Source organism: Pyxidicoccus sp. MSG2 (assembly GCF_026626705.1).
Classification (GTDB): domain Bacteria; phylum Myxococcota; class Myxococcia; order Myxococcales; family Myxococcaceae; genus Myxococcus.
Genome location: NZ_JAPNKC010000001.1, coordinates 3,028,330 through 3,054,005 on the forward strand (window position 1 = coordinate 3,028,330; position 25,676 = coordinate 3,054,005).

A 25,676-nucleotide genomic window follows, 5' to 3' on the forward strand; every position below is an offset into this window, starting at 1 on the left:
CGGCCTGCCTTCACAGCTTGGACACCGGGGAACTCACGCATCCACTGTCGGTAAAGGCGGATGTCGCGTAGTACCGAGCCAACCCGCGCCGAGGTCGCAGGCAAGCGTCCCGCGCAGGACGCCCCTCCTGCCGAGAATTCATCAGCTGGATAGAGTGCGCCCCCATGTCTTCCACCGCACGTCGCATCCCCATCGTCGACCTCTCCCACTACCGCACCGGCACGGCCCGGGAGCGCGCGCGCTTCGTGCAGGTGTTCGGCGATGGCCTCAAGGAGTTCGGGTTCGTCACCGTGGAGGGCCACGGCGTCGATGACGGGCTCATCCGCCGCACCTACTCGGACGTGGAGCGCTTCTTCGGCCTGCCCGAGGCGGTGAAGGCCCGCTACGCGGACACGGAGCGCGGGGGCCAGCGCGGCTACATCGGCTACGGCCAGGAGCACGCCAAGAATCGCAAGGTGGGTGACCTGAAGGAGTTCTGGCACGTGGGCCGCGAGCTGCCGAAGAGCCACCGCTACCACGACGTCTATGGCGCCAACGTGTGGCCGGAAGAGGTGCCCACCTTCCGCGAGCACACGCGGTCGCTCTTCTCCGCGCTGGATGGCGCGGCGGGGGTGATGCTCCAGGCGCTGGCCGAGTACTTCGGCGTGGAGCGCGACACGTTCCGCGACATGGCCACGGACGGCAACTCGGTGCTGCGGCTCATCCACTACCCGCCGCTGAAGGAGCGCTTCATCCCCGGTGGGGTGCGCGCCGCCGAGCACGAGGACATCAACCTCATCACCCTCCTCTGCGAGGGCACCGCGGGAGGCCTGGAGTTGCTCACGCGCGACGGCGAGTGGCTGCCGGTGGACACGCTGCGCGGGCAGATTGTCGTGGACTCGGGCGACATGCTCAGCCGCGTGACGAACAACGTCATCCCCGCCACCACGCACCGGGTGGTGAACCCGCGCGGCACGGCCGAGGACACGGTGCGCTACTCCATGCCCTTCTTCGTGCACCCGTACGCGGACTGTGTGCTCCAGCCGCTGCCGTGTACGCAGACGCCGGACAACCCGGCGCGCCATGCCCCCATCACCGCGGATGCGTTCCTCAAGCAGCGCCTGCGGGAAATCGGGTTGTTGAAGTAATCGGCGCCGCAATGGACGCTCCCCTGCCCGCCTCCCATGTCGAGCTGTTCGCCGTCCAGCCGCGCGTCGCGCTGGAGGACTACGCCTCTCGTGAGTCCTTCACCGCGCGCCACCGCGCACTGGCCGCGAGGGTGGATGCCTTGCGCGCGAGGGACGCCAACGGGCAGCCCCTCCACCCTGCCCTCGCGGTGTGGCCGGAGATGGTGGGCGCCGCGCTGGGACTGATGGGGCACCTGCCCCGCGTGCGTCGCTGCCGCACCACGAATGGCGCCATGACGCGCATGGCGCTCGCCGAGTGGTGGGCCATGTGGAGCACGTGGCGCCGCTTGCGGCCCCCGACGATGGAGGAGTGCCTCTACGCCGCGGTGGCGCCCCGCGTGCACCGCGCCATGTGGGAGACGTTCTCCGGAATCGCGAAGGACTTCGGCCTGTGGGTGGTGGCGGGCAGCGCGCTGCTACCGACCAACCGCCTGGGCCCGGACACGCCGGACTTCGAGCCGGACGGCGCGCGCACGTACAACACCAGCTACACCTTCTCGCCCGAAGGGCACTGCGTGGCGGTGACGCGCAAGGTGAACCTGGTGCCCACGCAGGAGGACGTGCTGCACCTCAGCCCGGGACGGCCCGAGGACCTGCCCGTGCTCCAGACGCCCTTCGGCCGGCTGGGAACGCTCGTCTGCTACGACGGCTTCCGCGAGCCCCACACCGCGAAGGAGCCGTACTTCGTCCCCTGCGCGCAGTACCTGGACGCGCTGGGGGTGGACGTCATCGCCCAGCCATCCGCCAACGCGTGGCCCTGGGATGCGCCCTGGGCCTTCAACGACACGGGCGCGGGAGAGTCCCAGCTCCGCCGCGAGCAGTGGTTCAACGAGGGGCTCTACACGCAGCTGCGCTCCCTCACCCGCGTGCGCTACGCCGTGAATCCGCAGCTCGTGGGCGGCTTCCTCGACAACACCTTCGAGGCGCCCTCGCTCATCCTCGAGCGGCCGGCGCCGGGCGAGGTGCGCGTGCTCGCCCAGTCCGAGAATCCCCGGGACGAGGACGTGCTCCACGTCACCGTGCCCCTGCCCGCGCGCGGTTAGTCGCCGAGCTTCTTCTTCAGCAAGTCGTTGACGAGGGCGGGGTTGCCCTTGCCCTTCATCGCCTTCATCACCTGTCCCACGAAGAAGCCGAACACCTGCTTCTTGCCGGCGCGGTACTTCTCCACCTCGCCCGCGTTCTTCGCGAGGATGTCGTCCACCACCGCCTCAATCGCGCCCGTGTCGCTCACCTGCGCCAGGCCCTTCTCCGCGATGATGTCCGAGGGCGCCTTGCCGGTGCGGAACATCTCCCCGAGCACGTCCTTGCCCGCGTTCGCGGACACCGTGCCCTTGTCCACCGCGCCCAACAGTTCGGCCAGTTGCGCCGGGGTGAAGCGCAGCGCGGACAGGGGCGTGCCCTCCTCCTTCAGCAGGCGCATCAGCTCGCCGAGAAACCAGTTGGAGAGCTTCTTCCCGTCCGCGTAGTGCGCAGCGCAGGCCTCGAAGAAGTCCGCCAGCGGGCGCTCGGCGGTGAGGATGCGCGCGTCATAGGCGGGCAGCCCGTACTGGCTCATGAAGCGCGTCAGCTTCGCGCGGGGCAACTCCGGCAGCGCCTTCGCCGCGGCGTCGATGTCCGCGGCGCTCACGTGCAGCGGCGGCAGGTCCGGCTCCGGGAAGTACCGGTAGTCGTGCGCCTCCTCCTTGCTGCGCATGGAGCGGGTGACGCCCTTGTTGACGTCCCACAGGCGCGTCTCCTGGCTCACCTTCCCGCCGGACTCGATGACGTCCACCTGCCGCGAAATCTCGTACTCCACCGCCTGCTTGACGAAGCGGAACGAGTTGAGGTTCTTCAGCTCGCAGCGCTGGCCGTAGGTGGACGAGCCCTTCGGCATCACCGACACGTTGGCGTCGCAGCGGAAGCTACCCTCCTCGAGGTTGCCGTCGTTGACGCCCAGGTACACGAGCACGTCGCGCAGCGCCTTGAGGTACTCCACCGCCTCGTCCGCATCGCGCAGGTCCGGCTCGCTGACGATTTCGAGCAGCGGCACGCCCGCGCGATTCAAGTCCACCAGGCTCTGACCTCCGCCCGCGTCGTGCACGTTCTTCCCCGCGTCCTCCTCCATGTGGATGCGGCGCACGCGGATGACCTTCTCACCCTGCGGCGTGTCGATGACGAGCCGGCCGTACTCGCAGATGGGCAGGTCGTACTGCGTAATCTGGTAGCCCTTCGGCAGGTCCGGATAGAAGTAGTTCTTCCGGCTCCACACGCTCGTCTTCTTGACGGTGCACTCCAGCGCGAGGCCGGTGCGCACGGCGAACTCCACCACGCGCTGGTTGAGCACCGGCAGCACGCCCGGCATGCCCAGGCACACCGGGCAGGTGTTGCGGTTGGGCTCGGCGCCGAACGCGGTGGAGCAGCCGCAGAAAATCTTCGACTGCGTGAGGAGCTGCGCGTGGACCTCGAGGCCGATGACGGGCTGGAAATCGCTCACGGGCATGGCGGTGTCACCAGGGCGTGCGGCCCGGCAGGCCCTACAGGGGCGCCGGGCGGCGGAAGAAGTCGTGCTCGCGCTCGAAGGCGCGGGCGATGCGCAGCAGGCGGGCCTCGTCGAACGGCCGCCCCAGAATCTGCAGGCCCACCGGCAGGCCCGCCTTCGTGAAGCCGCACGGCACGGCCAGGCCCGGCAGGCCCGCCAGGTTGCACGGCAGCGTGAAGACGTCCATGAGGTACATGGACAGCGGGTCGTCCACCTTCTCGCCCAGCTTGAAGGCCGGCACCGGAGACGTGGGCGACAGCACCGCGTCCACCTGCTGGAACGCCTTCGTGAAGTCCTCGCGGATGAGGGTGCGGACCTTCTGCGCGCGCAGGTAGTAGGCGTCGTAGTAGCCGGCGGACAGCGCGTACGTGCCCAGCATGATGCGGCGCTTCACCTCCGGCCCGAAGCCCCGCTCGCGCGTCAGCGCGTACAAGTCCTTCAGCCCGCGCGCGTCCTTCGCCCGCTGGCCGTAGCGGATGCCGTCATAGCGGGCCAGGTTGCTGGACGCCTCCGACGAGGCGAGGAGGTAGTACGTGGCCAGCGCGTACTTCGTGTGGGGCAGCGACACGTCCACCAGCGTCGCGCCCAGCCGCTCGTACTCGCGCAGGGCCTCACGGATGGAGGCCTCCACCTCCGGGTCGATGCCTTCGATGAAGTACTCGCGCGGCACGCCCAGCTTCAGGCCGCGCACCCCGGCCTCCAGGTCCGCCTGGTAGTCCGGCGTCTCCACGGCCGCCGACGTGGAGTCCTGGGCGTCGTGCCGTGCAATCAATTGCAGCAGCGCCGCCGTGTCCGCCACCGTGCGTGCCATGGGGCCGGGCTGGTCCAGCGACGAGGCGTAGGCGATGACGCCATAGCGCGACACGCGGCCGTAGGTGGGCTTGAGGCCCACGGTGTTGGTGAAGGCCGCGGGCTGGCGGATGGAGCCACCGGTGTCCGTGCCCAGCGCGCCGAACACCTCGCGCGCCGCCACCGCCGCGGCCGAGCCTCCCGACGAGCCGCCCGGCGTGCGCGCCAGGTCCCACGGGTTGTGGCTGGGGAAGTAAGCGCTGGACTCGTTGGACGAGCCCATCGCGAACTCGTCCATGTTCAGCTTGCCCACCAGCGGCAGGCCCGCGTCCTTCAAGAGGCGCACCACCGTGGCGTCATAGGGCGGGACGAAGCCCTCCAGGATGCGCGAGCCCGCGGTGGTCTCCACCCCTTCCGTGAGGAAGATGTCCTTGAGCCCCAGCGGCACGCCGTCCAGGGCGCTGGCGGGACTGCCGGCCTGGCGGCGAGCGTCGCTGGCACGGGCGGCGACGAGGGCGCCCTCCTCGTCCACGCGCAGGAAGGCGCGCACCTTCGGGTCCACCTGGCGGATGCGCTCCAGGCACGCGCGGGTGGCCTCCTCGGAGGAGACCGCCCGCTCGGCCAGCTTCGCCGCCAGCTCCAGCATCGTGAGGTCCGTGAGCTGCATTGACGTGGAGCCTCCGGGCTACTCGATGATTTTCGGCACGGCGAAGCTGGTGCCCGACTTCGCCGGGGCGTTGGCCAGGGACTTCTCCGGCGGCAGCGACGGCTTCATCACGTCCTCGCGTAGCAGCGAGGCCGCGAGCGTGGCGTGGGACGTGGGCTCCACGGCCTCCACGTCGAGCGACTGGAGCTGCGCCACCGCGTCCAGCACGGCGGACAGCTGCGTGGTGAAGCGCTGCTCCTCCTCCGGAGTCAGCGCCAGCCGCGCCAGCGTGGCCACGTGGCGCACCTGCTCGAGCGTGAGGGCCATGGACGCGTCCCCGCCAGTGCTACTTGTGCTTGAACAGGTTGAGGATGGCGCCCATCACCTTGCCGCTGCCCTCGTGGCCGTGGCGGTTGATGAGCTGGTCCAGCTCGCCCGCGTCCAGGAAGACGCCGTGGCAGTTGAAGCAGGTGTCGATTTCGACGTTGCCCTGCTTCAGCGTGTGCAGGTCCATGCCGCACTTGGGACACTTCATGTAGTGCAGCTGCTTGAGCTCCTCGCGCTGCTTCGCCGCGGTCTCCGCGGCCTGCTGGATGGCCAGCTTGCGCTTCTTCTCAATCTCCTCCCGGGCGAAGTACTCCTCCTCGGTGGAAGACGGCTTTTCGGTTCGGGCGTCAGCCATGGGGTGCTCCTTGGGCGAAGTCCAACCGTCCCGCGACGCGGCGCGTCCGGGCGGCGTTGATGGCGGCAACATACCCCCTCCGTGGAGGGGCGCAGCCGAAATGTAGGCGTCCCGTCAGCTGTCTTCCGCTCCCCTCTCACGACGCTCGGCGGACTGCTGGAAAATTGACCGCTCCCCCTCCCTCCCTACACTCGCGACGGGCATTGCTACAGCCCGCTACGCGACTGAGACGCGCAGAGGGAAGAGGGTCATGACGGCGAAGAAGGGTCGGGCGGAGAAGGCGGTACTGTCCCGGCAGGAAATCGCGACGCGGCGAAGGCAGCTTGCGGACAAGCGGATGAAGGCTGGCCCGGGCGGCAGTGTCGCCGGGCGGGCCATCACCGGTGTCTTCCTGCTGGCGGCCTCGCTGTTGTCCCTGCTGGCGGTGGCCACATTCGATGCGAAGGACAGGGTGGGGCCGGGCTTCCGCAACGCGGTGGGGCCCATGGGGCACCTCATCGCCGAGTCGCTGCGGGGCATGCTGGGCGTGTGTGCCTACCTGATTCCCGCGGGTGGCATCTACGCGGCCATGGTGCTCTTCGTAGGCAGCAGGGACCGCAAGCGGGCGCCGCAAATCATCAGCCTGGTGATGCTGACGGCCAGCGTGTCCGTGCTGGCGCAGCTCATGTTCGCCGGTGACAAGGGCTGGGCGCATCCTCCGGGTGGCGCGCTGGGCGCGGGGCTGGGCGGGGTGATGGAGGGGCTGTTCTCCACCGTCGGCACGGTCATCCTCGTGACGGCCATCAGCGCCGCCGCGCTCATCGTCGGCACGCAGTACACCTTCCTCAAGCTGTGCTCGCTGGCCTGGGCCGGCATGTGCGTGCTGGGCAACCGGATGCGCGAGTCCTTCCTCGTCTTCTGGGAGGCACAGAAGGTCGCCTACAAGGAGCGCCAGGAGCGCGCCGCGCAGGAGAAGGAGGAGGAGGCCGCCTTCCTCGCGCAGCTCGAGTCGGATGAAGAGGAGCTCGCCGAGGCCGAGCGGCTGGCCGCCGAGGCCGAGGCCGCCGAGGCGGAGGCCATGGCCGAGGAGGCCGTGCGCCTGGCCAGGCAGAGCGAGAAGGAGCAGGCCGCCTCCGCGAAGCTGGCCCTCAAGGAGTCCCGCGACCGCGAGAAGCTGGAGAAGCAGCTGGCGGCGAGGAACCCCGTGCGCGGCGAGGAGGACGAGTCGCTCCCGCCGGTGTCCGTCACCGCCGTCACCGAGAAGCCGCCCACGCGCGCCGAGAAGCGCCCGGCGCCCGGCGCCGACCCCGCCTGGGCCGCGTCGTTCCTCGCGCCCGAGCCCCGTGCCCTGCCCGCCCTCGCGGAGAACGCCGAGCCCCCGCGCCGTGGCCGCAAGACGCCCAACATCGTCACCGGCCCGCAGGCTTCCACGCCGCCCGTGTCCGCACAGGCGTTGGCCGCCGCGCAGGCCCAGGACGCCGAGCCCGTCGCTCCGGCGGTGGTGCCCCCCATTGCCGCGGCCCCGGTGCAGCCCGCCGCGGCTCCCGCGGCCCCGGCCGCCATCGTCCCGGCGCCTCCGTCCGCGCTGGCGGCGCGCATGCCGCTCATCGTGGAGCCCAAGGCCCCGCCCAAGCCCACCGCGAAGAGGAGCCAGGACCAGTTCGAGTTCGTCGGAGACCGCAAGAGCTTCTCGCTGCCGCCGCTGGACGTGCTCGAGTGCGACAGGCAGGAGCGCACCGCGCTGGACAAGGACGCCTTCCTCATCACCGCGGAGAAGCTGCGCGCGAAGCTGGCGGACTTCGGCATCGTCGGCGAGGTGGTGGAAATCCGTCCCGGCCCCGTCGTCACCATGTACGAGTTCCTCCCGGGACCCGGCATCAAGGTGAGCAAGATTGCCGCGCTCGCGGACGACCTCGCCATGGCGATGGAGGCCATGCGCGTGCGCATCGTCGCCCCCATCCCCGGCAAGGGCGTGGTGGGCATCGAGGTGCCGAACAAGGACCGCGAGACGGTCTACCTCAAGGAGATTGCCGAGCAGGACGCGTTCAACAAGGGCGCCAGCAAGCTGACCATGTGCGTGGGCAAGGACATCGAGGGCATGCCGTACGTCCTCGACCTGGCCAAGGCGCCGCACCTGCTCATCGCCGGTACCACGGGCTCCGGTAAGTCGGTGGCCGTGAACTCCATGATCATGAGCATCCTCCTCAAGGCCACGCCCGAGGAGGTCCGCTTCATCATGGTGGACCCGAAGATGCTGGAGCTGTCCGTCTACGAGGGCATCCCCCACCTGCTCCTGCCGGTGGTGACGGACCCGAAGAAGGCGGCGCTCGCGCTGCGCTGGGCCGTGGAGGAGATGGAGCGCCGCTACCAGCTCCTGTCCGAGGCCGGCGTGCGCAACATCGGCGGCTACAACAAGCTGGTGGAGAGCACCGCCACCGAGGTGAAGGACGCGGCCTCCGAGCCCGCCCCGAAGAAGAAGTCCAAGCCCAAGAACGTGCTCGTGCTGGACGCGCCCAACACTGGCAGCGAAGGCATGGGCGTGGCCGCGCCCCGCGACGACGACGAGGAGATGCGCGAGGCCGTGGTGTCCGAGGAGTCCGCCGAGGTGCCCGAGGTCGAGGCCGAGGCGGAGGACGGCGAGGACGCCGCCATGGAGGCCGCCGCGGAAAAGGCGGAGAAGAAGCAGCGCCAGAAGCTGCCGTACATCGTGGTCATCATCGACGAGTTGGCGGACCTGATGATGGTGGCCAGCCGCGAGGTGGAGACGTACGTGGCCCGCCTGGCGCAGATGGCGCGCGCGTCCGGCATCCACCTGATGGTGGCGACGCAGCGTCCGTCCACGGACGTCGTCACCGGCGTCATCAAGGCCAACTTCCCCACGCGCGTCAGCTTCATGCTGCGCTCGAAGCCGGACTCGATGACGATTCTGGGCACGGTGGGCGCCGAGGCCCTGCTGGGCATGGGCGACATGCTCATCATGCCGCCCACCAGCGCGCACCTGCAGCGTGTGCACGGCGCCTTCGTGTCGGAGAACGAAATCAAGCGCGCCGTGGACCACCTCAAGGCCCAGGGCAAGCCCGTCTACGACGAGTCCATCCTCAAGCCGCGCGACGAGGAAGGCGAAGGCGGCGGCGGCGAGGAGGACGAGCTGTCCGACGAGCTGTACGACCAGGCGCTCGCGACGGTCAGCGAGATGCGGGCCGTCTCCATCTCCATGCTCCAGCGCAAGATGCGCATCGGCTACAACCGCGCGGCGCGCATGATTGAGCGCATGGAGCGCGACGGCGTGGTGGGCGCGGCGGACGGCGCCAAGCCCCGCGAGGTGCTCATCCGCGGCGTGGGCGACATGCCCGGCGCCGGGGCCATGTAGCTCGAAGGGACTCCAGGGCCGTCGCGTTTCGGGAACGGGCGCGGCGGCCAGGACGGTTGTTCCTCACGGGGGCGTTCGGGGTTCAGGAACGTGTGACCATGATTGTCGCCATCTCCCGCTTCCGCCCCGCGCCCGAAGAGGCGGACGCACTGGTCGCCCGCTTCCAGGAGCGCACCCGGCGCGTGGATGCGTACGAGGGCTTCCTGGGCCTGGAAGTGCTGCGGTCCTTCGAGCGCTCGCCCGAGCTGCTGCTGGTGACGCGCTGGCGGGACAGGGAGGCGATGCGTGCCTACTTCCAGTCGGAGGACTTCCGGCGCGCGAAGGAGGCCAGCGCCGAGCAGGAGGGCGCCACCTTCGCCATCTACGAGGTGGTGGGCACTTGATGCGCGTTGCCGGTTCCCAAGCGGGCCCGTGTCGTCTATGGGCGGTATCCCATGGCTGAACGCATTGCCCTGTACGCCACCGCCGCCCGCGGCACCGAAGACCTCCTCGCGGATGAATTGAAGGAGCTCGGCGCGCGCCGCATCCGCCAGGACCGCGGCGGCGTGCGCTTCATGGCCACGCTCGACGAGGCGCTGATGGTGTGCCTCTGGTCCCGCATCGCCATGCGCGTGCTCTACCCGCTGGGCGCCTTCGAGGCCCACGGCGCGGAAGGCCTCTACGAAGCCGCCGTGAGCATCCCCTGGGAGGAGCACCTCAACCCGGACACCACCTTCGCGGTGGATGCCACGCTGAAGGACAGCGAGCACAGCCACTCGGGCTTCGTGGCCCTCAAGGTGAAGGACGCGATTGTCGACCGCATCCGAAACGCGGTGGGCGCCCGGCCCGACGTGAATACGAGAGACCCGGACGTGCGCGTGGTGGCGCACCTGGCGCGCGAGACGCTGTCGCTCTCGCTGGACTTGTGCGGCGAGCCCCTGCACCGGCGCGGCTACCGCGTGCGCCCCACCCCGGCGCCGCTCAAGGAGACGCTGGCCGCGGCCCTGCTGCGCGCCGCGAGCTACACGGGTGAGGAGGCGCTGGTGGACCCGATGTGCGGCTCCGGCACGCTCCTCATCGAGGCGGGACTCATCGCGCGCAAGCGCGCGCCGGGCCTCAACCGCGACTTCGCGGTGGAGCGCTGGCCGGAGCTGGGCACACGGGCGCGCGAGCTGCTCGCGGACCTGCGCGCGGACGCGCGGCGCAACGAGCGCAAGGTGACGGTGCCGCTCCTGGGCTTCGACAAGGACCCGGAGGCGCTGGATGCCGCCATCCGCAACGTGCGCGCGGCGAAGCTGTCGGAGGAAATCCAGCTCGCCGAGGGCGACGCGACGAAGCTCCCGCCGCTGCCCGCCACGGGCGGCCTGCTCATCACCAACCCGCCCTATGGAGACCGGCTGGGCTCGGGCGGGCAGAAGGGCATGAAGAGCTTCTATTACAAGCTCGGCGAGTCGCTCCGGGTGCCGGGCTGGCGCATCTGGGTGCTCTCCGGCAACCCGGCCTTCGAGAGCGCCTTCCACGCGCGTCCGTCCATGAAGCGGGACATGTGGAACGGCCCCATCGCCTGCACGCTGCTGGGCTACCGGCCGTCGGGAGGCCCCGGCTCAGAAGCGCCGCTCGGTGCGCCGCACGAGCCGGTCGATGTTGCCCCGGTGCGTCCACAGCATGAGGAGGAAGAGAACGGCTGAGAGGCCGGCGTACTCCACCTCCCGGGCGGTGAAGGCCGACGTGCCCACCGCCGTGGCCCCCGCGGCCAGCGAGCCGAGCGAGCTGACGCGCCACACCGCGAGGATGAGGGCGTACACCAGTGCGGCGGCCAGCGCCGCGAAGGGCACCAGCACCACCAGCACGCCCAGCGCGGTGGCCACGCCCTTGCCGCCGTGCAGCTTCAGCCACACCGGGTAGACGTGGCCCAGCACCGCGGACAGGCCCACCAGCACGTGCAGCGTGGGCTGTCCCGGCAACAGCCGCAGCGCCAATGCCACGGGGAGCGCGCCCTTGAGGGCGTCCAGCAGCAGCACCACGGCGCCCAGCTTCTTGCCCGCCACGCGGGTGACGTTGGTGGCGCCGATGTTGCCGCTGCCCTTCTGGCGCACGTCCACGCCACGCAGCCACCGCGTCAGCAGCACACCGAAGGGAATGGAGCCGGCGAGGTAGCCCAGCACGACGAGCGCGTATGGCACGAAGGGGAGGCTACAGCAGCAGGTGGGGGAAGCGCGTCTTCACCACCACGTAGGCGTAGTTGACGACGAGGAGCATGGGCAGCGCCACCCGCACCACGTTCCACTCCCGGGGGGAGAGCTGGATTTCTGGAATGGGCATGGCGAAGACCAGGTGCAGCACCATGACCACCGCCGCCAGGGCGAACAGGAGGGCGGCCACCGTCCCCAGGGGGTTGGCCTCCCAAGCGCCGGCGAAGTTGAAGTGCGCCACCCGGTCCGCCACCCGCGTCAGCCCGCAGCCGAGGCAGGGCCAGCCCGTCCGCTCGCGCAGCACGCATCCCCAGAAGGGGATGAGGCGCGCCACCGGGATGTAGCGGGCCACGAGCAGCCCGACGATGCCGGCGATGCCCAGGGCATCCACGGTGCCGAAGCTGCGGTTGCGTGGGGGGATGAGGACCTTCATGCGCGCCTCACCGGACGGAGCGGGACAGGTGGACTCTAGTACGAGCGCCGGCTTGCCGGAGCAAGGACTTCTGGCTAAGCGTACGGCCCATGAACTCGCTCCGCACGTCCCTGATGCTGCTGGTCGCCGTTCCCCTGGTCGCGCTCGCGGGTGACAAGACGCCCGCCAAGGCCCCCAAGGCCGCCGAGGGCGACTGTCACCACCCCGCCAAGGTCGAGGCACCGGCCGCCGCGCCCGCCTCCCAGGACGGCTGGAAGCTCACCCGGGGCGAGCCCATCAAGGGCACCCAGGCGGTAAAGCTGGCGGACGTGCTCGCGAAGCCCCAGGCGCACGACGGGAAGACGGTCCTGGTGGAGGGCACCGTGCGCAAGGCGTGCGAGCGCAAGGGCTGCTGGATGGAGCTGGCGGCGGACACCCAGGACAAGAGCCCGGGCGTCCGGGTGACGTTCAAGGACTACGGCTTCTTCGTCCCGCTGGACTCGGCCGGCTCGAAGGCGCGCGTGGAGGGCGTGGTGAAGGTCGCCGAGCTGAGCGACGGCAACGCGCAGCACTACGAGTCCGAGGGCGCCATCGTCCCCCGCGGCGCGGACGGCAAGCCGCGCGAGGTGCAGCTGGTGGCCACGGGCGTCGAGCTGCGCCGCTGACCTGACGACATGGCGCGAAGCTTCAGCATGCGGGGCGTGCAGGGCGCGGCGGACCGCGCCGTCCAGCACGCCCGCACGTGGCTTCTGGCGACGGAGCCGGACTCCCGCGTGCACGACGTGCAGGCGGACCCGCGCTTCCAGCACCGCGGGGTGGACCTCCTCTGGGAGCTGCCCTCGGGAGAGGTGCGCGGCATCGAGGTGAAGGGCGACCGCAATGCCACCCGCCGCCGCTACTTCTTCGAGCTGGTGTCCAACCTGGAGAAGGACACACCGGGCTGCTTCCTCTACAGCGGCGCGGACCTGCTCGTGTACGTCTTCCTCTCGCAGGGCGAGCTGCACGTGCTGCCCATGCGGGCCACGCGCGAGTGGTTCCTCCCCCGCGCGAAGGAGTACCCGCTCAAGCACGCCTTCACCCAGACGGGCGCCATCCGCTACACGACGGTGGGCGCGGTGGTGTCCGTGCGTGACGTGTCGGAAGGCGTTCCCGGCGTCCTGCGCGTGCCGCTGAAGCGCGGCGGCGCGGCGAAGGAGGAGGCCGTCGCCGGACTGGAGGCGCCGCCTCCATCTGCCTCCGCCCCCAAGGACGAGGCTGGCGGCCCCGACGGTCTGGGCTGAGCCGCGCGGGTTTCTGGCGAGGAGGCCCTGCGCGCACGCAGGGCCGCCTGGGAAACCCCATCCGCGCGGCGGGCATCCTGAGCGGTCGGCAGGCCCCTATCGGGTCCACCGACCGCCGCGGTTCCCTGCGAGTGGCTCAGCGCCCGTGGCGGTGACGCCGGTGGCCGGGGTGAATCTTGTCGTGGGCCGTCTCGAGGCGCTCCGCGATGCGCATCAGGTCCAAGAGCGACTCACGGTCGTTCTGCGCCTTGTAGATGTGCTCCAGGCGAGGGACGAGGTCCAGCGCGAGGTGCAGGTCCCCACCCTGCTCCGCCGACTCCAGCAGCGTGCGGGCCGCCGCGGCCGCGCGGCCATGGGCCTTCACGTGGATGAGGCCGTCCACGGCGAGCAGGCGGGCAATGGGGCTGCGCGAGGTGTCCTCGGTGAGCTTCGCCAGGTCGTCCGTGGCGCCGTCCAGCTCGCCGCGCGCGGCGCGGACCATGGCGCGGGAGATGCCCTTGCGGTCCGGCAGGAGGAACTCCTCCACGTCGGCGAAGGACTCCGCGTGGGCACCGTGGCCGGCGGACGCGAGCGCCTCGGCGAGGCTGTCGAACACCTCGGCCTGCTTCTCCGTGAAGGGCGCGAGCGCCTCGCGCATGAAGCGCTCCTGCGGGGCGCCGCGCTCATCCAGCGGCATGCGCGAGCGCAGGCCGTTCATCTTCTCGAGGGCGGCCGCCACCGGCGCGTCCTGCTGGCCGTCCAGCAGCAGCGCGCACGCGTGCATGAGGCCGGTGAGGGTGTCGGCCAGCTCCATGGGCGCCACCCGGTCTGGCAGCCAGCGGCGCCACAGCTCCACGGCCGCCGCCACCACGAAGTCCTTGAAGGGGCCGGTGCCCTTCCACTTCGGCCTCCACTCCTGGGCGATTCCCAGGGGGAAGGTCGTCTCCGCCAGCTTGCGGAAGTCCTCTTCGCCCACGGGAAGCCCGTAGTGGCCGAGCGTCCCCAGCAGGGCCTCCGTCGAGTACTCCTTCAGGCCCTTCTGCTGCCACGCCTTGTCCACACGCTGCGTGCTCACACGGTTCTCCGCTGCCCTGGACGCCGGCCATCGGCGCCAGCGGCCTTGTAGCGGAACTCGGGGCGGCCGTGCACCGCCCACATCGCATTCCCCGTCAGGCGGCGGACGCCGGCGGGGTGACTTCCGGGGGCGCCACCTTGGGGACGGTGGGCCACACCACGGGGTTGCGCCGCCCATCTTCCACCCGGCGGGCGAGGTACGGCTCGCAGCCCCGCGCCTCGAAGGCGCGCTTCCAGGCCGCGAAGCTGCCCCCGGCGCGCCAGGCGTCCATGGCCGCCAGCCCGCCTTCCGGGCCGCACTGGGCCAGCATGTACTCCACCCACGCCCAGCGCGCGGAGGTGGGACGCACCTCGGCGCGCCCCCGCAAGCCCTTGCGCAGGCGCTCCAGCCGGTTCTCCACCTCGCGGATGCCCGCGAAGGGCGCCCCGTCCAGCGGCGTGTTCCGCTTGGCCACGAAGGGGGCCACGCCCAGCGCCACCGGGAGGATGCGCGACAGCTCCGCGGTGAAGCGGATCAGCTCGTCGATGTCCTCGTCGCCCTCGAAGGGCAGGCCCACCACGTTGTAGACCTTGAGCTGCTTCATCCCCGCCGTCTTGGCGAAGTTGGCGGCCCGGACAATCTGCTCTTCCGAGTGCTTGCGGTCCACCAGGTCCCGCATCCGCTGCGAGGCCCCGTCCGCTGCCACCGTGAGGTTGGTCGCCCCGCCGCGCCGGAGCTGATCCACCAACTCCTGTGTCAGCCGATCCGCCCGCAGCGAGGACACGCCCACCTCACGGCCCGAGTCGACGATGGTGCGCAGCAGCTCCACGATGCGCGGATGATCCGTCACCGCGGCGCCCACGAGACCCACCCGCTTCGCCGTCTCCGGGATGAGGGACAGCACCCGCTCCGGCGGCACCGTCCGCATGCCCCCGTTGGTGGTGCGGCGCATGACGCAGTAATGGCAGCCCCGGGAGCAGCCCCGCTCCGGCTCGATGAGGAACATGGAGCGCAGTTCGGTGTGGGGCGTGACAATCTGCGTGCGGGCGGGCAGCCGGGCGTCCGTCGCCTTGGCGACGTAGTACCGCGCCCCACCGCGTCCGGGTACCCGGAAGCCGGGGATGCGCGCCAGGTGCGCCAGCAACGCGTCCCGGTCGTCGATGGAGGCCGCCGCGTCCACCAGGACGTGGATGAGGTCCTCGGCCTCGCCCTGGACGAGCACGTCCACGAAGGGCTCGAGCGGGTCGGGATTGGAGAATGTCAGCGGCCCGCCAGCAACGATGAGCGGGTAGCCGCCGTCGCGGCGCTCCTCGGCCAGCAGGGGCAGGCCCGCCAGCTCCAGCAGCGAGAACAGGCCCGTCACCTCCAGCTCGTAGGCCACGGAGAAGGCCAGCATGTCGAAGCTGGAGACGGGGTTTTGCGACTCCCAGGTGAACAGAGGGGTGCGCGTACGCTTGAAGGCCTCCACGTCGTCCGGGAGGAAGACGCGCTCGGCGGTGGCCCCGGGGTGCTCATGCAGCTCCCGGTAGATGGCCTGGTAGCCGAGCGAGCTCATGCCCACGTGGTAGGGGCTTGGATAGCAGAGGGCCACCCGGTAGGGCGCCGCCTTGTAGAGCGTGCCCTGCTCGTCCGCCAGCAGCGAGCTGACGTGCTCAATCAGTGAGTAACGACCCTCCAATGCGCCTCCAGCAAGGTACAGCTCTGTAAACACCGCGGCCCCGGTCGCCACTCCCACGTGGGGGAGGGCTGCCGGGGCCGCGTTGCGCCACCGGAAGGTGGCTCGGCTCAGCTGAGGACTAGTTCGCGGAGTCGACGAACGACGGGATGGACTTCGCCGGGACGCAGAGGTGCGCGTTGGGCGCGCACGTGACGGCGAAGTCCGGGTTCAGGCCGGAGCCCACACCGCAGGTCTCCGCGGGCACGTCCGATTCCGGGTCGCAGGGGATGGCCGGCCACTGGGCGCGAGCGACGTAGGTCGAGGTGCACCCATCCTTCGTGTACTTCAGCTCACCGGTCAGCTGCGTGCCAGGGGCGCTCGGAGCCGAGTACACCCGCACGTTGCTGAACGCGTAGGTGATGGTGGTCCTCGGCGCCGTGCCGGCCGGAGCGGCGTCCACGGTGGCGACAGAGAAGTCCGTCGCCGCGCAGAAGTCCTCCGCATCCGCCTCCGAGGCCAGCTTGCCCGTCGCCGTCTGGAGCGACGACGCACCCGGGTCGCGGAGTGCGAGGGCCGCGAGGCCCGCGGGACGGAGGGTCAGGACGGCATTGTCCGGGTGGTCGGGGTCGACGAACTTGAACACGCCCACCGGCTCTGCCTCGGGAGGCACCGCCGTGCAGGCCGTGCCATCCGCCAGCTTCGGCTCACCCACCAGGTCGTACTTCATCGCCCAGCTGGTAGAGTCCTGGACGAAGCAGCCAGCCTCCGGCTGCTCGAAGTCGCAACCCGACATCAGGCTGCCCACGCTGACAACGGCCAGCGCAGTCTTGAAGAGGTTCTTGGTCATGTGACTTGGGGTTCCGTGGATGGCTTGGGATTAGAACGTGTACCGGATACCGAAGCGCACCTGACGGGGCGGCTGGTAGCGGGTGGGGTTCTTGAAGTTCTTGTTCACGTCGCCGTCCACGGTGCCGAACTGCGACTCGTCGACGTCGTCCGTGGCCGGGTCGTCCTCACGCTCGCCACCCTCCTGCCAGCCCACCACGCCCACCGGGTTCGCGATGTCGCCCGGCTTGCCGTTGGGAATCGGCTTCGCGAAGAGGGTGGTGTAGGTCTGGTCCACGAGGTCAACGCCCTGGAAGTTGAAGAGGTTGAACACGTCCAGGGTGAAGGAGACGACGCTGTCCTTGCTGACGCGGTAGTTCACACCAATGTTGGAGTCGATGGTGTTGATCCACGGCGTACGGCCACCGGCGCCACGGGGAAGGATGAAGGACTCATCCGTACCGTAAGCGGCATGCGCGCCGAAGTAGTTGATCGGCGTACCCGAGTTACCGCGGTACGACACGCCGATGCTCGCGGACAGCGCGCTCGTGACGTTGAACTCCTTCGCGCCGAACACCTTGATGGCGTGCGTACGGTCGAAGGGCAGCAGACCCGTGCGGTTCTCCAGGAGGCTGACGAGGTCGAAGTCCGAGAGGATGTTCGGATCGAGCTGGGCCGTCTCCGGGCGGAACAGACCGGGGTAGTTACCGTACAGACGCGACCAGGTGTAGCTACCCTGGGCGAGCCACCCGTCCGCGAACGTGCGGTTCAGGTAGAGGGTGACGGCGTCGTAGTTGCGCTCCGGCTTCGGGAACTCCTTGGCGAAGCCCGAGCCCGGGTTGCCGAGGAAGTACGTGTTGCCGTCGTCGCGGCTCATGTCCTCGATGACCGAGTTCATGTCGCGGTGCGTGTAGCTGGCGCCCACGCGGGTGTTGGCCAGGACCTCGTACTCGCCGCCCACGACGACTTCGTCAGAGGACTGCGGCTCGATGTCCGGGTCGACCGGCGTGCTCTCCGTCTTGCCGCCCGTGTACAGGCGGTTCGGATTGCGGCTGGTCTCCGCGATGGGGACGACGTTGTCCGTGGACTGGCAGGCAGTGCCCTGGCTCTCACGGCTGGACGGGTCGCATCCCGCCGCGCCGCTGCCCGGCTCCGCCATCCGGCGGGTCGCGCCGATGCGGCGCTCGGGCGGGAAGCTGCGGTCGAGCAGGTTGAGCGGAACGGCCTCGTAGTAACGGGCGAAGTTCACGAAGAACTTGGCGCGGCCGTTGGCGAACGGGTCGAGGATGGCGCCCACGCGAGGCGACCACTGGTTGCCCAGGATGAGGGCGAGGTCGCCGTTGCCGCCGTACATGGCCTGCACGTCGTAGCGCACGCCGAGGTTCAGCGTGACGCGGTTCGCGATGGACCAGGAGTCCTGCACGAAGCCGCCCACCGTGGTGCCGGTGGACTTCGACTGCTGGGTCAGCTGGGTGATGGGCGTGTCAGGGCCCGTCTGGTAGCCGTAGCGACGGAAGTCGCTGAGTCGGCCAACAGCACCCTCCTGGTAGAACACGCCGCCGCCGTACGCCTTCGTCTGGTCGTACACCAGGAACTCGGTGTCCACGCCAGCCTTCAGCACGTGGGTGCCGATGGCGTTCAGCAGGTAGGTGGCCTTCGCGTTGATCTGGTAACGGTCCAGCTTCGCGTCGCTCATGAAGCCGGGGCCGCCCACCGCGTAGCCGGTGACCGGGCAGCGCGCCAGCGAGTGCGCACCGTCCGCGTCCGTGTAGGTGTACGGATCGCAGGCACCCTCCTGCCCCTCGGGCAGACCCTCGAACACCGTCAGCGAGCGAGCGCGGGTGTAGTTCATGCGGGAGTAGCCCGCCAGGCCCTCGCTGCTGCCCAGCTTGCTGCCGTCCGCGGGCAGGGTGGAGGCGGTCTGGTGGAACCAACCGAGGTTGGCGTCGACCAGGACCTTCTTGTCCATGAACGCACCGGCGTACTTCATGCCGAGCGACGTGGTGTTGTTGTTCGCCTCGGTCAGGCCGAAGTCGCCAGGACGCGACGTCAGGGCGCCCGGCAGCAGGCCCGTGCGGGGATCCAGCGACAGCTTGCCCGTGCCACCCGTCGTGGACGGGGTGCCGTTCAGGGCGAAGGAGACGTTGTGATCCTGGTTGATCAGGTACGTCAGCTTGCCCATGAACTGCACGGAGCGGGAGTCAGCGTAGTACTGACGCTCCGAGCCGGGGATGAGGTTGGCGATCGTGAAGCCGTTCTCGTCCTTCGCGTAGTCGTTCTTCGCCGTGTCGATCTGCAGGGCGTTGAGCGCGCGCGTGTGCTGGTAGCGCGTGAACGACGGCGCGAAACCGGCGAAGAACCACAGCTTGTCCTTGAGGATGGGACCACCGAGGGTGGCGCCGAAGTCACCGAGGTTCTGCAGCTCGTTGAGCCCGGTGATGACCGTGCCTTCCTCGCGGACCAGCTTGCGGTCACCCTCGAGGGTGCCCGGGGTCCAGTTGGCGAACACGGAGCCGTGGAACTCGTTCGAGCCCGAGCGGGTCACCGCGTTGATCACACCGCCCGTGGAGCGACCGAACTCCGGCATGTAACCGCCGGTGATGATGTTCACGTCCTGCACGAACTCGATGGACAGCGGGCTGGCGTTCACGCCGTAGGCCGGGTCGTTGGTGGACAGACCGTCCACCACGTAGCCGTTCTCAGGCGAGGTCGCGCCGTTGATGGACACGCCGTAGTTGTCCGTCTGGGCGCCAGGCGCCAGCTCGGCCAGGGACTCGAAGGAGCGAGCAGCGCCGCCCTTGCCACCCGGACGGGCCACCGCGATGCGCTTGATGAACTCCTGATCCACGTTGACGCCCGTGGTCGTGGAGCCCACGTCGATCGTCGGCGGGGTACCGGTGATCTCCACCACCTCACCGAGCGACTCGGGGAGCAGCTCCACGTTCACGCGGATGGTGCGGTTGAGGCGCAACTGGACATCGGCCCGGGCGTAGGGCCGGAACTGCTCCTTCTCGAACCGCAGGGTGTACACACCCGGCGGAAGCTGGGGAATACGGTAGTTGCCCTGTGCGTCGGAAACCACGGTCTGCTCACCCTGAAGGTTGGGCGAGGTCGCGGTGACAACGACGTCAGGAACAGGCTGCCGGCTCTGAGCGTCGATGATCGTTCCGATCATCGTGCTCGACTGCGCGAAAGCCGCCGATCCGTAAAGCAGACCTGCGGCCAGGACAACTCCGGTTTCCCGGAGCACTCGGTTCAAGTGCATACCATACCCCTCCAAGGTGGGCTGCAACCGAAAATGACTCGGGAAAATATCCGAGGTCGGGCAGTTGTCAATAGACCGTTGCTTTTTGGTGACCAGTGGGGCAATTGCGCGATCAGGTCGGAAGCCTTTGACACGCTTGCTTGAACCCGGAACCGGTTTCTGTATGGTGACGCGCCCTTTCACCCGGCAGGGCGTGTCGGTGTCCACTGGTTAGAGGAGTCTAGTTCATGTTCGATTCAGTCCTTGACCGTGGTCAGGGGCCCAAGCCCAAGTTCGGCGTTGGGGCCACCATCTCGGTCATCCTCCATGTGGGGCTCTTCGGCCTCGCGCTCTGGCTGTCGACGCGGCCGCCTCCCGTCGAAGAGAAGGAGATCGAGGTCACGCTGAAGGCCACCATGGCCCCGCCGCCTCCGCCTCCCCCGCCGCCTCCTCCGGCCGCGTCCTCCAAGCCGAAGACGCAGCAGAAGAAGCCGAAGAAGCCGGACCAGATCGTCCAGCCGAAGGAGGTCCCGAAGGAGGTTCCCCCGGAGGTCGAGCCGACCGAGGAGCCTCAGGAGGAGGCCACCGAGGAGGAGGTCGAGGGCGGGGTTGAAGGAGGCGTCGCCGGTGGTGTGGTGGGCGGCGTGGTGGGTGGTGTGATTGGTGGTGTGGTGGGCGGTCAGCTGGGCGGCACGGGCACGGACGTGCTGCCGTTCGGCGCGGGCATGACGCGTCCGGAGAAGATTTCCGGTCCGCAGCCAGAGTATACGCGCGAGGCGCTGGAGGCCCGCGTGGCGGGAACCATGATCGTCAAGTGCGTGGTCACCGTGGAAGGTCGGGTGGAGCGCTGCCGGATCATCAAGCCCCTGCCCCACATGGACAAGGCCGTCATGGACGCCCTGACGTCGTCACGTTACAAGCCGGTCACCTTCCAGGGTCGCCCGGTCCAGGTGGACTACACCTTCACGCTGAACTTCAAGCTGCCGCGCTGATCCAGGCACGCCGAACCGAAGCACCGCAGACTACCCCGCGCTCGTGAGGAGGAGCGCTCAAACCCACCATGCAATTCACTCTCGCAGATATCTGGGCGCACACGGGCCTCTTTGCTCGTTGCATCATCTTTACCCTGGCCATCATGTCGGTGGCGTCGCTGGTCGTGATGGCGGAGCGGATGCTCGTCTTCCGCAAGACCCGCGCCGACAGCCGCAACTTCGCCGCGAAGATGGGGGCCATCCTGGCCAAGGGCGACCTGAGCACGGCCGCCAACACCAACCTGGGCAAGGACGTGGGCCACCTCGGCCGCGTGATCAACTCCGGCCTGACGGCGTACCGCATCAGCCCCAACAACAAGGACGTGGCGGTGGAGTCGGTGGCGCGCGCGCTCGAGCGCCAGGCTCAGCGTGAGGTGCAGAGCATGAAGCGCGGCCTCGGCCTGCTGGCGACGGTCGGCTCCACGGCGCCGTTCGTGGGTCTGCTCGGCACGACGATGGGTATCGTCAACGCGTTCCAGCTGATGGCGGCCGCCGGCTCCGGTGGTCTGGGCACCATCTCCGCCGGTATCGCCGAGGCGCTCATCACCACGGCGTTCGGCCTGCTGGTGGCCATCCCCGCGGTGATGGCCTACAACTTCCTGCAGGGCTGGGTGGACGCTCGCTCGGTGGACATCTCCGAGTCGTCCAACGAGTTCCTGGACGTCGTGGCCCGTCACCTGGGCGGCGGCGCGCACTCCTCGCACGCGGCCTGAGCATCCACCGGCGAGCCCCGGGGACGACCCGAGGCCCGCCCTTCAACTGAGCGGGGCTCCAATTCCCAATAGGGCGTTGGAGCACACCCGGTGGTGAGGGCGGGCGCCTCCATCCAGGAAGCAAGGTACACGCATGGGAATGTCAGCAGGCCCCAAGGGGGGCATCAAGAGCGACATCAACGTCACGCCCCTGGTGGACGTGGTGCTGGTTCTCCTCATCATCTTCATGGTCGTCACCCCCATGCTCCAGCGCGGCAAGTCCGTGGAGCTGCCGAAGGCCACCGAAATCGAGAAGGAGGGGGGCAAAGACGCAGACCCCATCGTCCTCTCCATCACCCCGGACAAGAAGGTGTTCGTGGAGAATGATCAGGTGGACGACCAGGCACTCCAGGCCAAGCTGTCGGAGGAGCTGGCGAAGGACCCGGGCAAGAAGATCCTGCTCAAGGGTGACAACACGCTGAACGTCGGAGACGTGCGCAAGGTGCTGGACGTGGCCCGCAAGTCCAAGGCGAAGCAGATCGCGCTCGGCGTAGAGGAGAAGAAGTAATGGCCGGACGCAAGCAACGGCAGTGGGTGAAGCCCGCCTCCCAGCCGAACTCGGAGATCAACGTCACGCCGCTGGTCGACGTGGTGCTCGTGCTCCTCATCATCTTCATGGTGGTGACGCCGCTCCTGGAGAAGGACATCCTGGTGCGCGTGCCCGACACGGAGGTGGAGGAGGAGCCGCAGCCTCCGGATCCGAACGACCAGCAGCTGGTCGTGCAGCTGGACAAGGATGGCGGCTACTCCATCAACACGGAGAAGATCCAGCCGGCGGACTACATCAACCGCCTCAAGCGCATGCTGGCGGCCAAGAAGCCGGATGAGAAGATCGTCTTCTTCATGGCGGATGACGCCACCAACTACGGACGCCTCATCGTGGCGTTGGATGGCGCGAAGGCCGCCGGAGCGAAGGTGCTCGGCATGGCCACCGAGCTGCCGCAGAACGCGGTCATCCAGGGCACCGAGGTCGACACCGGCACGGCACCGCCCGCCCCCGCGCCCGCTCCCTGAGAGCCTCCTCCCCGCAGCCTACGCTCCGGGTTGGGGTCGCGGTTCACTTCGAGAAGCTCGTCGGCTAGAGTCCACGACTCATGGCCGACGAGCTTCTCATCTTTGAGCAGACCATCGAAGCTCTCTTCCTGCGCGCGCTGAGCGGGCGGCTGACGCCCGAGTGCAAGGCGCGGCTTCGCCAGGCCGGCCTGGACGTGGAGCAGAAGCTCCGGCCGGCCTACCCCTTCGACTCCTGGATGAACTTCCTGCGCATCACCGCGGAGGAGCTCTTCCCCGGTGAGCCTCTGGAGCAGGGCACCTGGAAGCTGGGCGAGGCCTATATCGAAGGCTTCCGCGAGACGATGCTGGGGCGCGCCGTGCTGTCACTGCTGCGCGTGCTGGGCCCCCGGCGGGCGCTGATGCGCGCCACGCAGAACTTCCGCGCCGGCAACAACTACACGGAGTCCAAGCTGAAGGAGCTGGGCCCCGCGCAGTTCGAGCTGTGGATGAACGAGGTGGGCCCCTACCCCTCCTTCACCGCGGGCATCATCCACGCGGGGTTGCGGGTGGCCGGCGCGCAGGTCATCGTCATCGAGACGTCCGGCTACGACGGCCACGCCTGCACCTACCGCATCAACTGGAGCGAGGCCTCGGTCTCCTCGGGCGTGGCGGGCAGCGGGGACTCCAAGGCGGCCAAGAGGTCCGGGTCCATCATCTCCCTGTAGATGAACTCGGCGATGAGGCCCGTCACCATCCAGATGGGCAGGATGTAGAGCGACGTCATCGCCCCCATGATGGCGCCCGCGTCCCCGTAGTACCAGATGCGGTAGCCGGTGAGCCGCTCCAGCACCAGGCCGGTGACGCCCTCGAAGAGCAGGATGACGATGCCGTAGATGGAGGCGCGCAGGCCGGTGTGCTGGTACAGCATCCACCGGTAGAGCGGCTCGATGAAGCAGAAGCACGCCACGCCGTAGATGAGGAACATCCACAGCGAGCACTGGCCGTACGCGGTGACGATGGGGGTGTCCCAGATGGCGTTGAGCCCGAGCCTGTCATCCACGCGCCACTGGAACCGGAAGAGCGCCTCCAGCACGGGCACGTGCCGGGCAATGCGCACCAGGTTGTAGAAGAAGATTTCGGAGCTGAGGCCAATCATCCCGTAGAGACAGAAGCGGAACACCCCGAAGGCCAGCTTCATGCGCTGGCCGCGCTTCATGTCCGCTCGGCGGATGCGAACCGGACGGCGTTGACGAGTCTCGGTATCCACTGTGGCCTCTGCCCCCATTGCGTTCCCCACGTGCGGGGAAGGTACCGGACTCACCCGTTCCTGACCAGACCCCGGTTCATAAATCCGGTGCTCCTGGAATTGGCGTTCCGGGTGCCGGGATGGGCATCCACCGCGGTGGATTGGAGGGTGGGGCCCTCCGCCTCGGGTAGGTGGCGGTATGGGCATTGCTGAGAGGGAGGCGGCGGCTTCGGGGAAGGACGGGACATGCTGGCGCGGGTGCGGTCGGGGGCGTTGCTGGGCATCGACGCGGTGGTGGTGGAGTGCGAGGTCGACATGGCGCTCGGCCTCCCCTACTTCAACGTCGTGGGGCAGGCGGAAGGGGCGGTGCGCGAATCGAAGGTGCGCGTCATCTCCGCGCTGAAGAACACGGGCTTCGAGCTGCCCCAGAAGCGGATCACCGTGAATCTGGCTCCCGCGGATTTGAAGAAGGAGGGAGCGGCCTTCGAGCTGCCCATTGCCCTGGGCGTGCTGGTGGCGGCGAAGCAGTTGGAGGAAGCCTCCGTGGCGCGCCTCCTCTTTGGCGGGGAGCTCTCGCTGGACGGCTCGCTCCGGCCCATCAAGGGCGCGCTGCCGCTGGCCGTGGCGGCGCGCAACCACGGCTTCGAGGGCGTCATGCTGCCGGCGGCCAACGCTCCCGAGGCGGCCCTGGTGGAGGGGCTGCGAGTGCTTCCGGTGACACACCTGCGCGAGGCGGTGGACCACCTGACGGGGGTGAGGCCTGTTGCGCCCTACGTCCGAGAGGAGGACGCCGACGTGCCCGGGCGGGACGGGACGGGGCCGGACATGGCGGACGTGCGGGGCCAGCCGGAGCTGAAGCTGGCTTTGGAGATGGCGGCCGCCGGAGGCCACAACCTGCTGCTCAGCGGACCGCCCGGCTCCGGGAAGACCATGCTGGCGCGGCGGCTGCCCGGCATCCTCCCGGAGATGACCTTCCCCGAGGCGCTGGAGGTGACGAAGGTCTACTCGGTGCTGGGCCTGCTGGCGGAGGGGCACGCGCTGATGCGCGAGCGGCCCTTCCGGGCGCCACACCACACCCTCTCCGACGCGGGACTGGTGGGCGGCGGCGCCGCGGCGCGGCCCGGAGAGCTGTCCCTGGCGCACAACGGGGTGCTCTTCCTCGACGAGCTGCCGGAGTTCCGGAAGAACGTGCTCGAGGTCCTCCGCCAGCCGCTGGAAGAAGGCGTCATCCATCTGGCGCGGGCCAACCAGCACATCACCTACCCGTGCCGGGTGATGCTGGTGGCGGCGATGAACCCGTGTCCCTGCGGCTACTACGGCGTCGCCGGACGCGTCTGCACCTGCGCGGACTACCGCCGCTTCGAATACAACACCCGGGTGAGCGGTCCCCTGCTGGACCGCATCGACATGACCCTGCAGACGCGACCGGTGGAGTACCAGCACCTGGCACGCGCGGATTCGAGGGAGCCGACGAGCCACTACTATCGCGAGCGGGTCCAGGCCGCGCGCGAGCGCCAGCGGGCCCGCTACCGCGATGAGCCCGGCGTGCACTGCAACGCACAGCTCCCGCCCCACCTGCTGCGCCGCCACTGCGTCATGAGCTCGCGCGCCGAGACGATGCTGGAGCGGGCGGTGCGCAAGTACGGGCTGTCCGCGCGCGCCCATGACCGCATCCTCAAGGTCGCCCTCACCCGCACGGACCTCGAGGGGCATGCACGCATCGAGGAGGTGGACATCCAGCTCGCCATCGACTTCCGGATGCTGGACCGGGTGAACCATCCACACGCCAGTACGCAGGGGCCCCGGGCTTCCCAGGCGGAACCCTCCCTCTGGCCGCCCAAGTCGTCCGGGCCGGCGAGTCCCCGGGAGTGACGCTGGGACT

24 protein-coding genes are annotated in these 25,676 nt (G+C 69.2%); 13 read left to right on the top strand and 11 right to left on the bottom strand.

Going from position 1 to position 25,676, the window contains the following annotated elements; all coding sequences use genetic code 11:
* The first annotated feature begins 164 nt into the window (after positions 1-164).
* Positions 165-1,127, top strand: coding sequence for an isopenicillin N synthase family dioxygenase (locus OV427_RS11270; RefSeq protein ID WP_267856081.1), 963 nt, complete (start codon positions 165-167; stop codon positions 1,125-1,127).
* 11 nt (positions 1,128-1,138) lie between these two features.
* A complete protein-coding gene (locus OV427_RS11275) occupies positions 1,139-2,209 on the top strand; it encodes a carbon-nitrogen hydrolase family protein (protein WP_267856082.1) in 1,071 nt (356 codons plus the stop codon).
* Here OV427_RS11275 and gatB read toward each other — a convergent pair.
* The 4 genes from gatB to OV427_RS11295 are packed head-to-tail and all read right to left on the bottom strand — an operon-like array spanning position 2,206 to position 5,801.
* Positions 2,206-3,645, bottom strand: a complete 1,440-nt coding sequence (gene gatB / locus OV427_RS11280; protein ID WP_267856083.1) for an Asp-tRNA(Asn)/Glu-tRNA(Gln) amidotransferase subunit GatB — start codon at positions 3,643-3,645, stop codon at positions 2,206-2,208. The two genes, OV427_RS11275 and gatB, sit on opposite strands and share 4 nt — an antisense overlap.
* Positions 3,646-3,679: 34 nt before the next feature.
* On the bottom strand, positions 3,680-5,140 hold the full coding sequence (gene gatA / locus OV427_RS11285; RefSeq protein ID WP_267856084.1) for an Asp-tRNA(Asn)/Glu-tRNA(Gln) amidotransferase subunit GatA: 1,461 nt from the start codon (positions 5,138-5,140) through the stop codon (positions 3,680-3,682).
* Positions 5,141-5,158: 18 nt separating this feature from the next.
* On the bottom strand, positions 5,159-5,446 hold the full coding sequence (gene gatC, locus OV427_RS11290) for an Asp-tRNA(Asn)/Glu-tRNA(Gln) amidotransferase subunit GatC (protein WP_163996088.1): 288 nt from the start codon (positions 5,444-5,446) through the stop codon (positions 5,159-5,161).
* A 19-nt stretch (positions 5,447-5,465) separates the two neighbouring features.
* Positions 5,466-5,801, bottom strand: a complete 336-nt coding sequence (locus OV427_RS11295) for a zf-TFIIB domain-containing protein (protein WP_267856085.1) — start codon at positions 5,799-5,801, stop codon at positions 5,466-5,468.
* 250 nt (positions 5,802-6,051) lie between these two features.
* Between OV427_RS11295 and OV427_RS11300 the strand changes: the two genes are divergently transcribed.
* The 3 genes from OV427_RS11300 (at position 6,052) to OV427_RS11310 (ending at position 10,817) form a co-directional block, all read left to right on the top strand.
* Positions 6,052-9,150, top strand: coding sequence for a DNA translocase FtsK (locus OV427_RS11300; protein WP_267856086.1), 3,099 nt, complete (start codon positions 6,052-6,054; stop codon positions 9,148-9,150).
* A gap of 98 nt (positions 9,151-9,248) precedes the next feature.
* The gene (locus OV427_RS11305; protein ID WP_267856087.1) at positions 9,249-9,533 is read left to right on the top strand and encodes an antibiotic biosynthesis monooxygenase family protein; all 285 of its coding nucleotides are present in this window, start codon (positions 9,249-9,251) and stop codon (positions 9,531-9,533) included.
* A 51-nt stretch (positions 9,534-9,584) separates the two neighbouring features.
* Entirely contained in the window at positions 9,585-10,817 is a 1,233-nt protein-coding gene (locus tag OV427_RS11310) for a THUMP domain-containing class I SAM-dependent RNA methyltransferase (RefSeq protein ID WP_267856088.1), read from the top strand.
* Here OV427_RS11310 and plsY read toward each other — a convergent pair.
* A complete protein-coding gene (gene plsY / locus OV427_RS11315; protein WP_267856089.1) occupies positions 10,734-11,312 on the bottom strand; it encodes a glycerol-3-phosphate 1-O-acyltransferase PlsY in 579 nt (192 codons plus the stop codon). The two genes, OV427_RS11310 and plsY, sit on opposite strands and share 84 nt — an antisense overlap.
* 10 nt (positions 11,313-11,322) lie before the next feature.
* Positions 11,323-11,754, bottom strand: coding sequence for a DUF2752 domain-containing protein (locus OV427_RS11320; protein ID WP_267856090.1), 432 nt, complete (start codon positions 11,752-11,754; stop codon positions 11,323-11,325).
* A gap of 89 nt (positions 11,755-11,843) precedes the next feature.
* On the opposite strand from OV427_RS11320, the gene OV427_RS11325 reads away from it, so the two are divergent.
* A complete protein-coding gene (locus tag OV427_RS11325) occupies positions 11,844-12,398 on the top strand; it encodes a DUF4920 domain-containing protein (RefSeq protein ID WP_267856091.1) in 555 nt (184 codons plus the stop codon).
* Between the two features lie 9 nt (positions 12,399-12,407).
* Positions 12,408-13,013: a hypothetical protein gene (locus OV427_RS11330; protein ID WP_267856092.1), complete on the top strand. Its 606-nt coding sequence runs from the start codon at positions 12,408-12,410 to the stop codon at positions 13,011-13,013.
* A 136-nt stretch (positions 13,014-13,149) separates the two neighbouring features.
* Here the strand turns inward: OV427_RS11330 and OV427_RS11335 are convergent, their stop codons facing one another.
* The 4 genes from OV427_RS11335 to OV427_RS11350 form a co-directional block, all read right to left on the bottom strand.
* Positions 13,150-14,067 (bottom strand): hypothetical protein, encoded by a 918-nt coding sequence (locus OV427_RS11335; RefSeq protein WP_267856093.1) that lies wholly within the window; start codon positions 14,065-14,067, stop codon positions 13,150-13,152.
* A gap of 94 nt (positions 14,068-14,161) precedes the next feature.
* Positions 14,162-15,724 carry a radical SAM protein gene (locus tag OV427_RS11340; protein WP_267856094.1) on the bottom strand — a complete coding sequence of 521 codons (1,563 nt, stop codon included), beginning with the start codon at positions 15,722-15,724 and terminating at the stop codon, positions 14,162-14,164.
* A 118-nt stretch (positions 15,725-15,842) separates the two neighbouring features.
* Positions 15,843-16,550 carry a hypothetical protein gene (locus OV427_RS11345; RefSeq protein ID WP_267856095.1) on the bottom strand — a complete coding sequence of 236 codons (708 nt, stop codon included), beginning with the start codon at positions 16,548-16,550 and terminating at the stop codon, positions 15,843-15,845.
* A 30-nt stretch (positions 16,551-16,580) separates the two neighbouring features.
* Positions 16,581-19,793, bottom strand: coding sequence for a TonB-dependent receptor (locus OV427_RS11350; RefSeq protein WP_267856096.1), 3,213 nt, complete (start codon positions 19,791-19,793; stop codon positions 16,581-16,583).
* Positions 19,794-20,020: 227 nt separating this feature from the next.
* Between OV427_RS11350 and OV427_RS11355 the strand changes: the two genes are divergently transcribed.
* The 5 genes from OV427_RS11355 to OV427_RS11375 all read left to right on the top strand — a co-directional run bounded on the left by OV427_RS11355 (position 20,021) and on the right by OV427_RS11375 (position 23,273).
* A complete protein-coding gene (locus tag OV427_RS11355; RefSeq protein ID WP_267856097.1) occupies positions 20,021-20,764 on the top strand; it encodes an energy transducer TonB in 744 nt (247 codons plus the stop codon).
* A gap of 68 nt (positions 20,765-20,832) precedes the next feature.
* Entirely contained in the window at positions 20,833-21,516 is a 684-nt protein-coding gene (locus tag OV427_RS11360; protein WP_163996099.1) for a MotA/TolQ/ExbB proton channel family protein, read from the top strand.
* Between the two features lie 133 nt (positions 21,517-21,649).
* Positions 21,650-22,063 carry an ExbD/TolR family protein gene (locus OV427_RS11365; protein ID WP_163996100.1) on the top strand — a complete coding sequence of 138 codons (414 nt, stop codon included), beginning with the start codon at positions 21,650-21,652 and terminating at the stop codon, positions 22,061-22,063.
* Positions 22,063-22,569 carry an ExbD/TolR family protein gene (locus tag OV427_RS11370; RefSeq protein ID WP_267856098.1) on the top strand — a complete coding sequence of 169 codons (507 nt, stop codon included), beginning with the start codon at positions 22,063-22,065 and terminating at the stop codon, positions 22,567-22,569. Before OV427_RS11365 ends, OV427_RS11370 begins: the two co-directional genes overlap by 1 nt.
* An 80-nt stretch (positions 22,570-22,649) precedes the next feature.
* Positions 22,650-23,273: a DUF2378 family protein gene (locus OV427_RS11375; RefSeq protein ID WP_267856099.1), complete on the top strand. Its 624-nt coding sequence runs from the start codon at positions 22,650-22,652 to the stop codon at positions 23,271-23,273.
* Here the strand turns inward: OV427_RS11375 and OV427_RS11380 are convergent.
* Positions 23,174-23,845 carry a hypothetical protein gene (locus OV427_RS11380; protein ID WP_324290055.1) on the bottom strand — a complete coding sequence of 224 codons (672 nt, stop codon included), beginning with the start codon at positions 23,843-23,845 and terminating at the stop codon, positions 23,174-23,176. The two genes, OV427_RS11375 and OV427_RS11380, sit on opposite strands and share 100 nt — an antisense overlap.
* Positions 23,846-24,040: 195 nt before the next feature.
* Here OV427_RS11380 and OV427_RS11385 point away from each other — a divergent pair, with 195 nt between their 5' ends.
* Positions 24,041-25,666, top strand: a complete 1,626-nt coding sequence (locus OV427_RS11385) for a YifB family Mg chelatase-like AAA ATPase (RefSeq protein WP_267856101.1) — start codon at positions 24,041-24,043, stop codon at positions 25,664-25,666.
* Positions 25,667-25,676 lie beyond the last annotated feature (10 nt).

What these genes read in the sequence shown, in the direction of transcription:
- OV427_RS11295 (WP_267856085.1), bottom strand. Translation starts at nt 5,801, where the DNA reads ATGGCTGACGCCCGAACCGAAAAGCCGTCTTCCACCGAGGAGGAGTAC.
- gatB (WP_267856083.1), bottom strand. Translation starts at nt 3,645, where the DNA reads ATGCCCGTGAGCGATTTCCAGCCCGTCATCGGCCTCGAGGTCCACGCG.
- OV427_RS11305 (WP_267856087.1), top strand. Translation starts at nt 9,249, where the DNA reads ATGATTGTCGCCATCTCCCGCTTCCGCCCCGCGCCCGAAGAGGCGGAC.
- OV427_RS11275 (WP_267856082.1), top strand. Translation starts at nt 1,139, where the DNA reads ATGGACGCTCCCCTGCCCGCCTCCCATGTCGAGCTGTTCGCCGTCCAG.
- OV427_RS11330 (WP_267856092.1), top strand. Translation starts at nt 12,408, where the DNA reads ATGGCGCGAAGCTTCAGCATGCGGGGCGTGCAGGGCGCGGCGGACCGC.
- OV427_RS11320 (WP_267856090.1), bottom strand. Translation starts at nt 11,754, where the DNA reads ATGAAGGTCCTCATCCCCCCACGCAACCGCAGCTTCGGCACCGTGGAT.
- OV427_RS11350 (WP_267856096.1), bottom strand. Translation starts at nt 19,793, where the DNA reads ATGCACTTGAACCGAGTGCTCCGGGAAACCGGAGTTGTCCTGGCCGCA.
- gatA (WP_267856084.1), bottom strand. Translation starts at nt 5,140, where the DNA reads ATGCAGCTCACGGACCTCACGATGCTGGAGCTGGCGGCGAAGCTGGCC.
- OV427_RS11370 (WP_267856098.1), top strand. Translation starts at nt 22,063, where the DNA reads ATGGCCGGACGCAAGCAACGGCAGTGGGTGAAGCCCGCCTCCCAGCCG.
- OV427_RS11325 (WP_267856091.1), top strand. Translation starts at nt 11,844, where the DNA reads ATGAACTCGCTCCGCACGTCCCTGATGCTGCTGGTCGCCGTTCCCCTG.
- OV427_RS11345 (WP_267856095.1), bottom strand. Translation starts at nt 16,550, where the DNA reads ATGACCAAGAACCTCTTCAAGACTGCGCTGGCCGTTGTCAGCGTGGGC.
- gatC (WP_163996088.1), bottom strand. Translation starts at nt 5,446, where the DNA reads ATGGCCCTCACGCTCGAGCAGGTGCGCCACGTGGCCACGCTGGCGCGG.
- OV427_RS11360 (WP_163996099.1), top strand. Translation starts at nt 20,833, where the DNA reads ATGCAATTCACTCTCGCAGATATCTGGGCGCACACGGGCCTCTTTGCT.
- OV427_RS11385 (WP_267856101.1), top strand. Translation starts at nt 24,041, where the DNA reads ATGCTGGCGCGGGTGCGGTCGGGGGCGTTGCTGGGCATCGACGCGGTG.
- OV427_RS11365 (WP_163996100.1), top strand. Translation starts at nt 21,650, where the DNA reads ATGGGAATGTCAGCAGGCCCCAAGGGGGGCATCAAGAGCGACATCAAC.
- OV427_RS11270 (WP_267856081.1), top strand. Translation starts at nt 165, where the DNA reads ATGTCTTCCACCGCACGTCGCATCCCCATCGTCGACCTCTCCCACTAC.
- OV427_RS11300 (WP_267856086.1), top strand. Translation starts at nt 6,052, where the DNA reads ATGACGGCGAAGAAGGGTCGGGCGGAGAAGGCGGTACTGTCCCGGCAG.
- OV427_RS11310 (WP_267856088.1), top strand. Translation starts at nt 9,585, where the DNA reads ATGGCTGAACGCATTGCCCTGTACGCCACCGCCGCCCGCGGCACCGAA.
- OV427_RS11375 (WP_267856099.1), top strand. Translation starts at nt 22,650, where the DNA reads ATGGCCGACGAGCTTCTCATCTTTGAGCAGACCATCGAAGCTCTCTTC.
- OV427_RS11355 (WP_267856097.1), top strand. Translation starts at nt 20,021, where the DNA reads ATGTTCGATTCAGTCCTTGACCGTGGTCAGGGGCCCAAGCCCAAGTTC.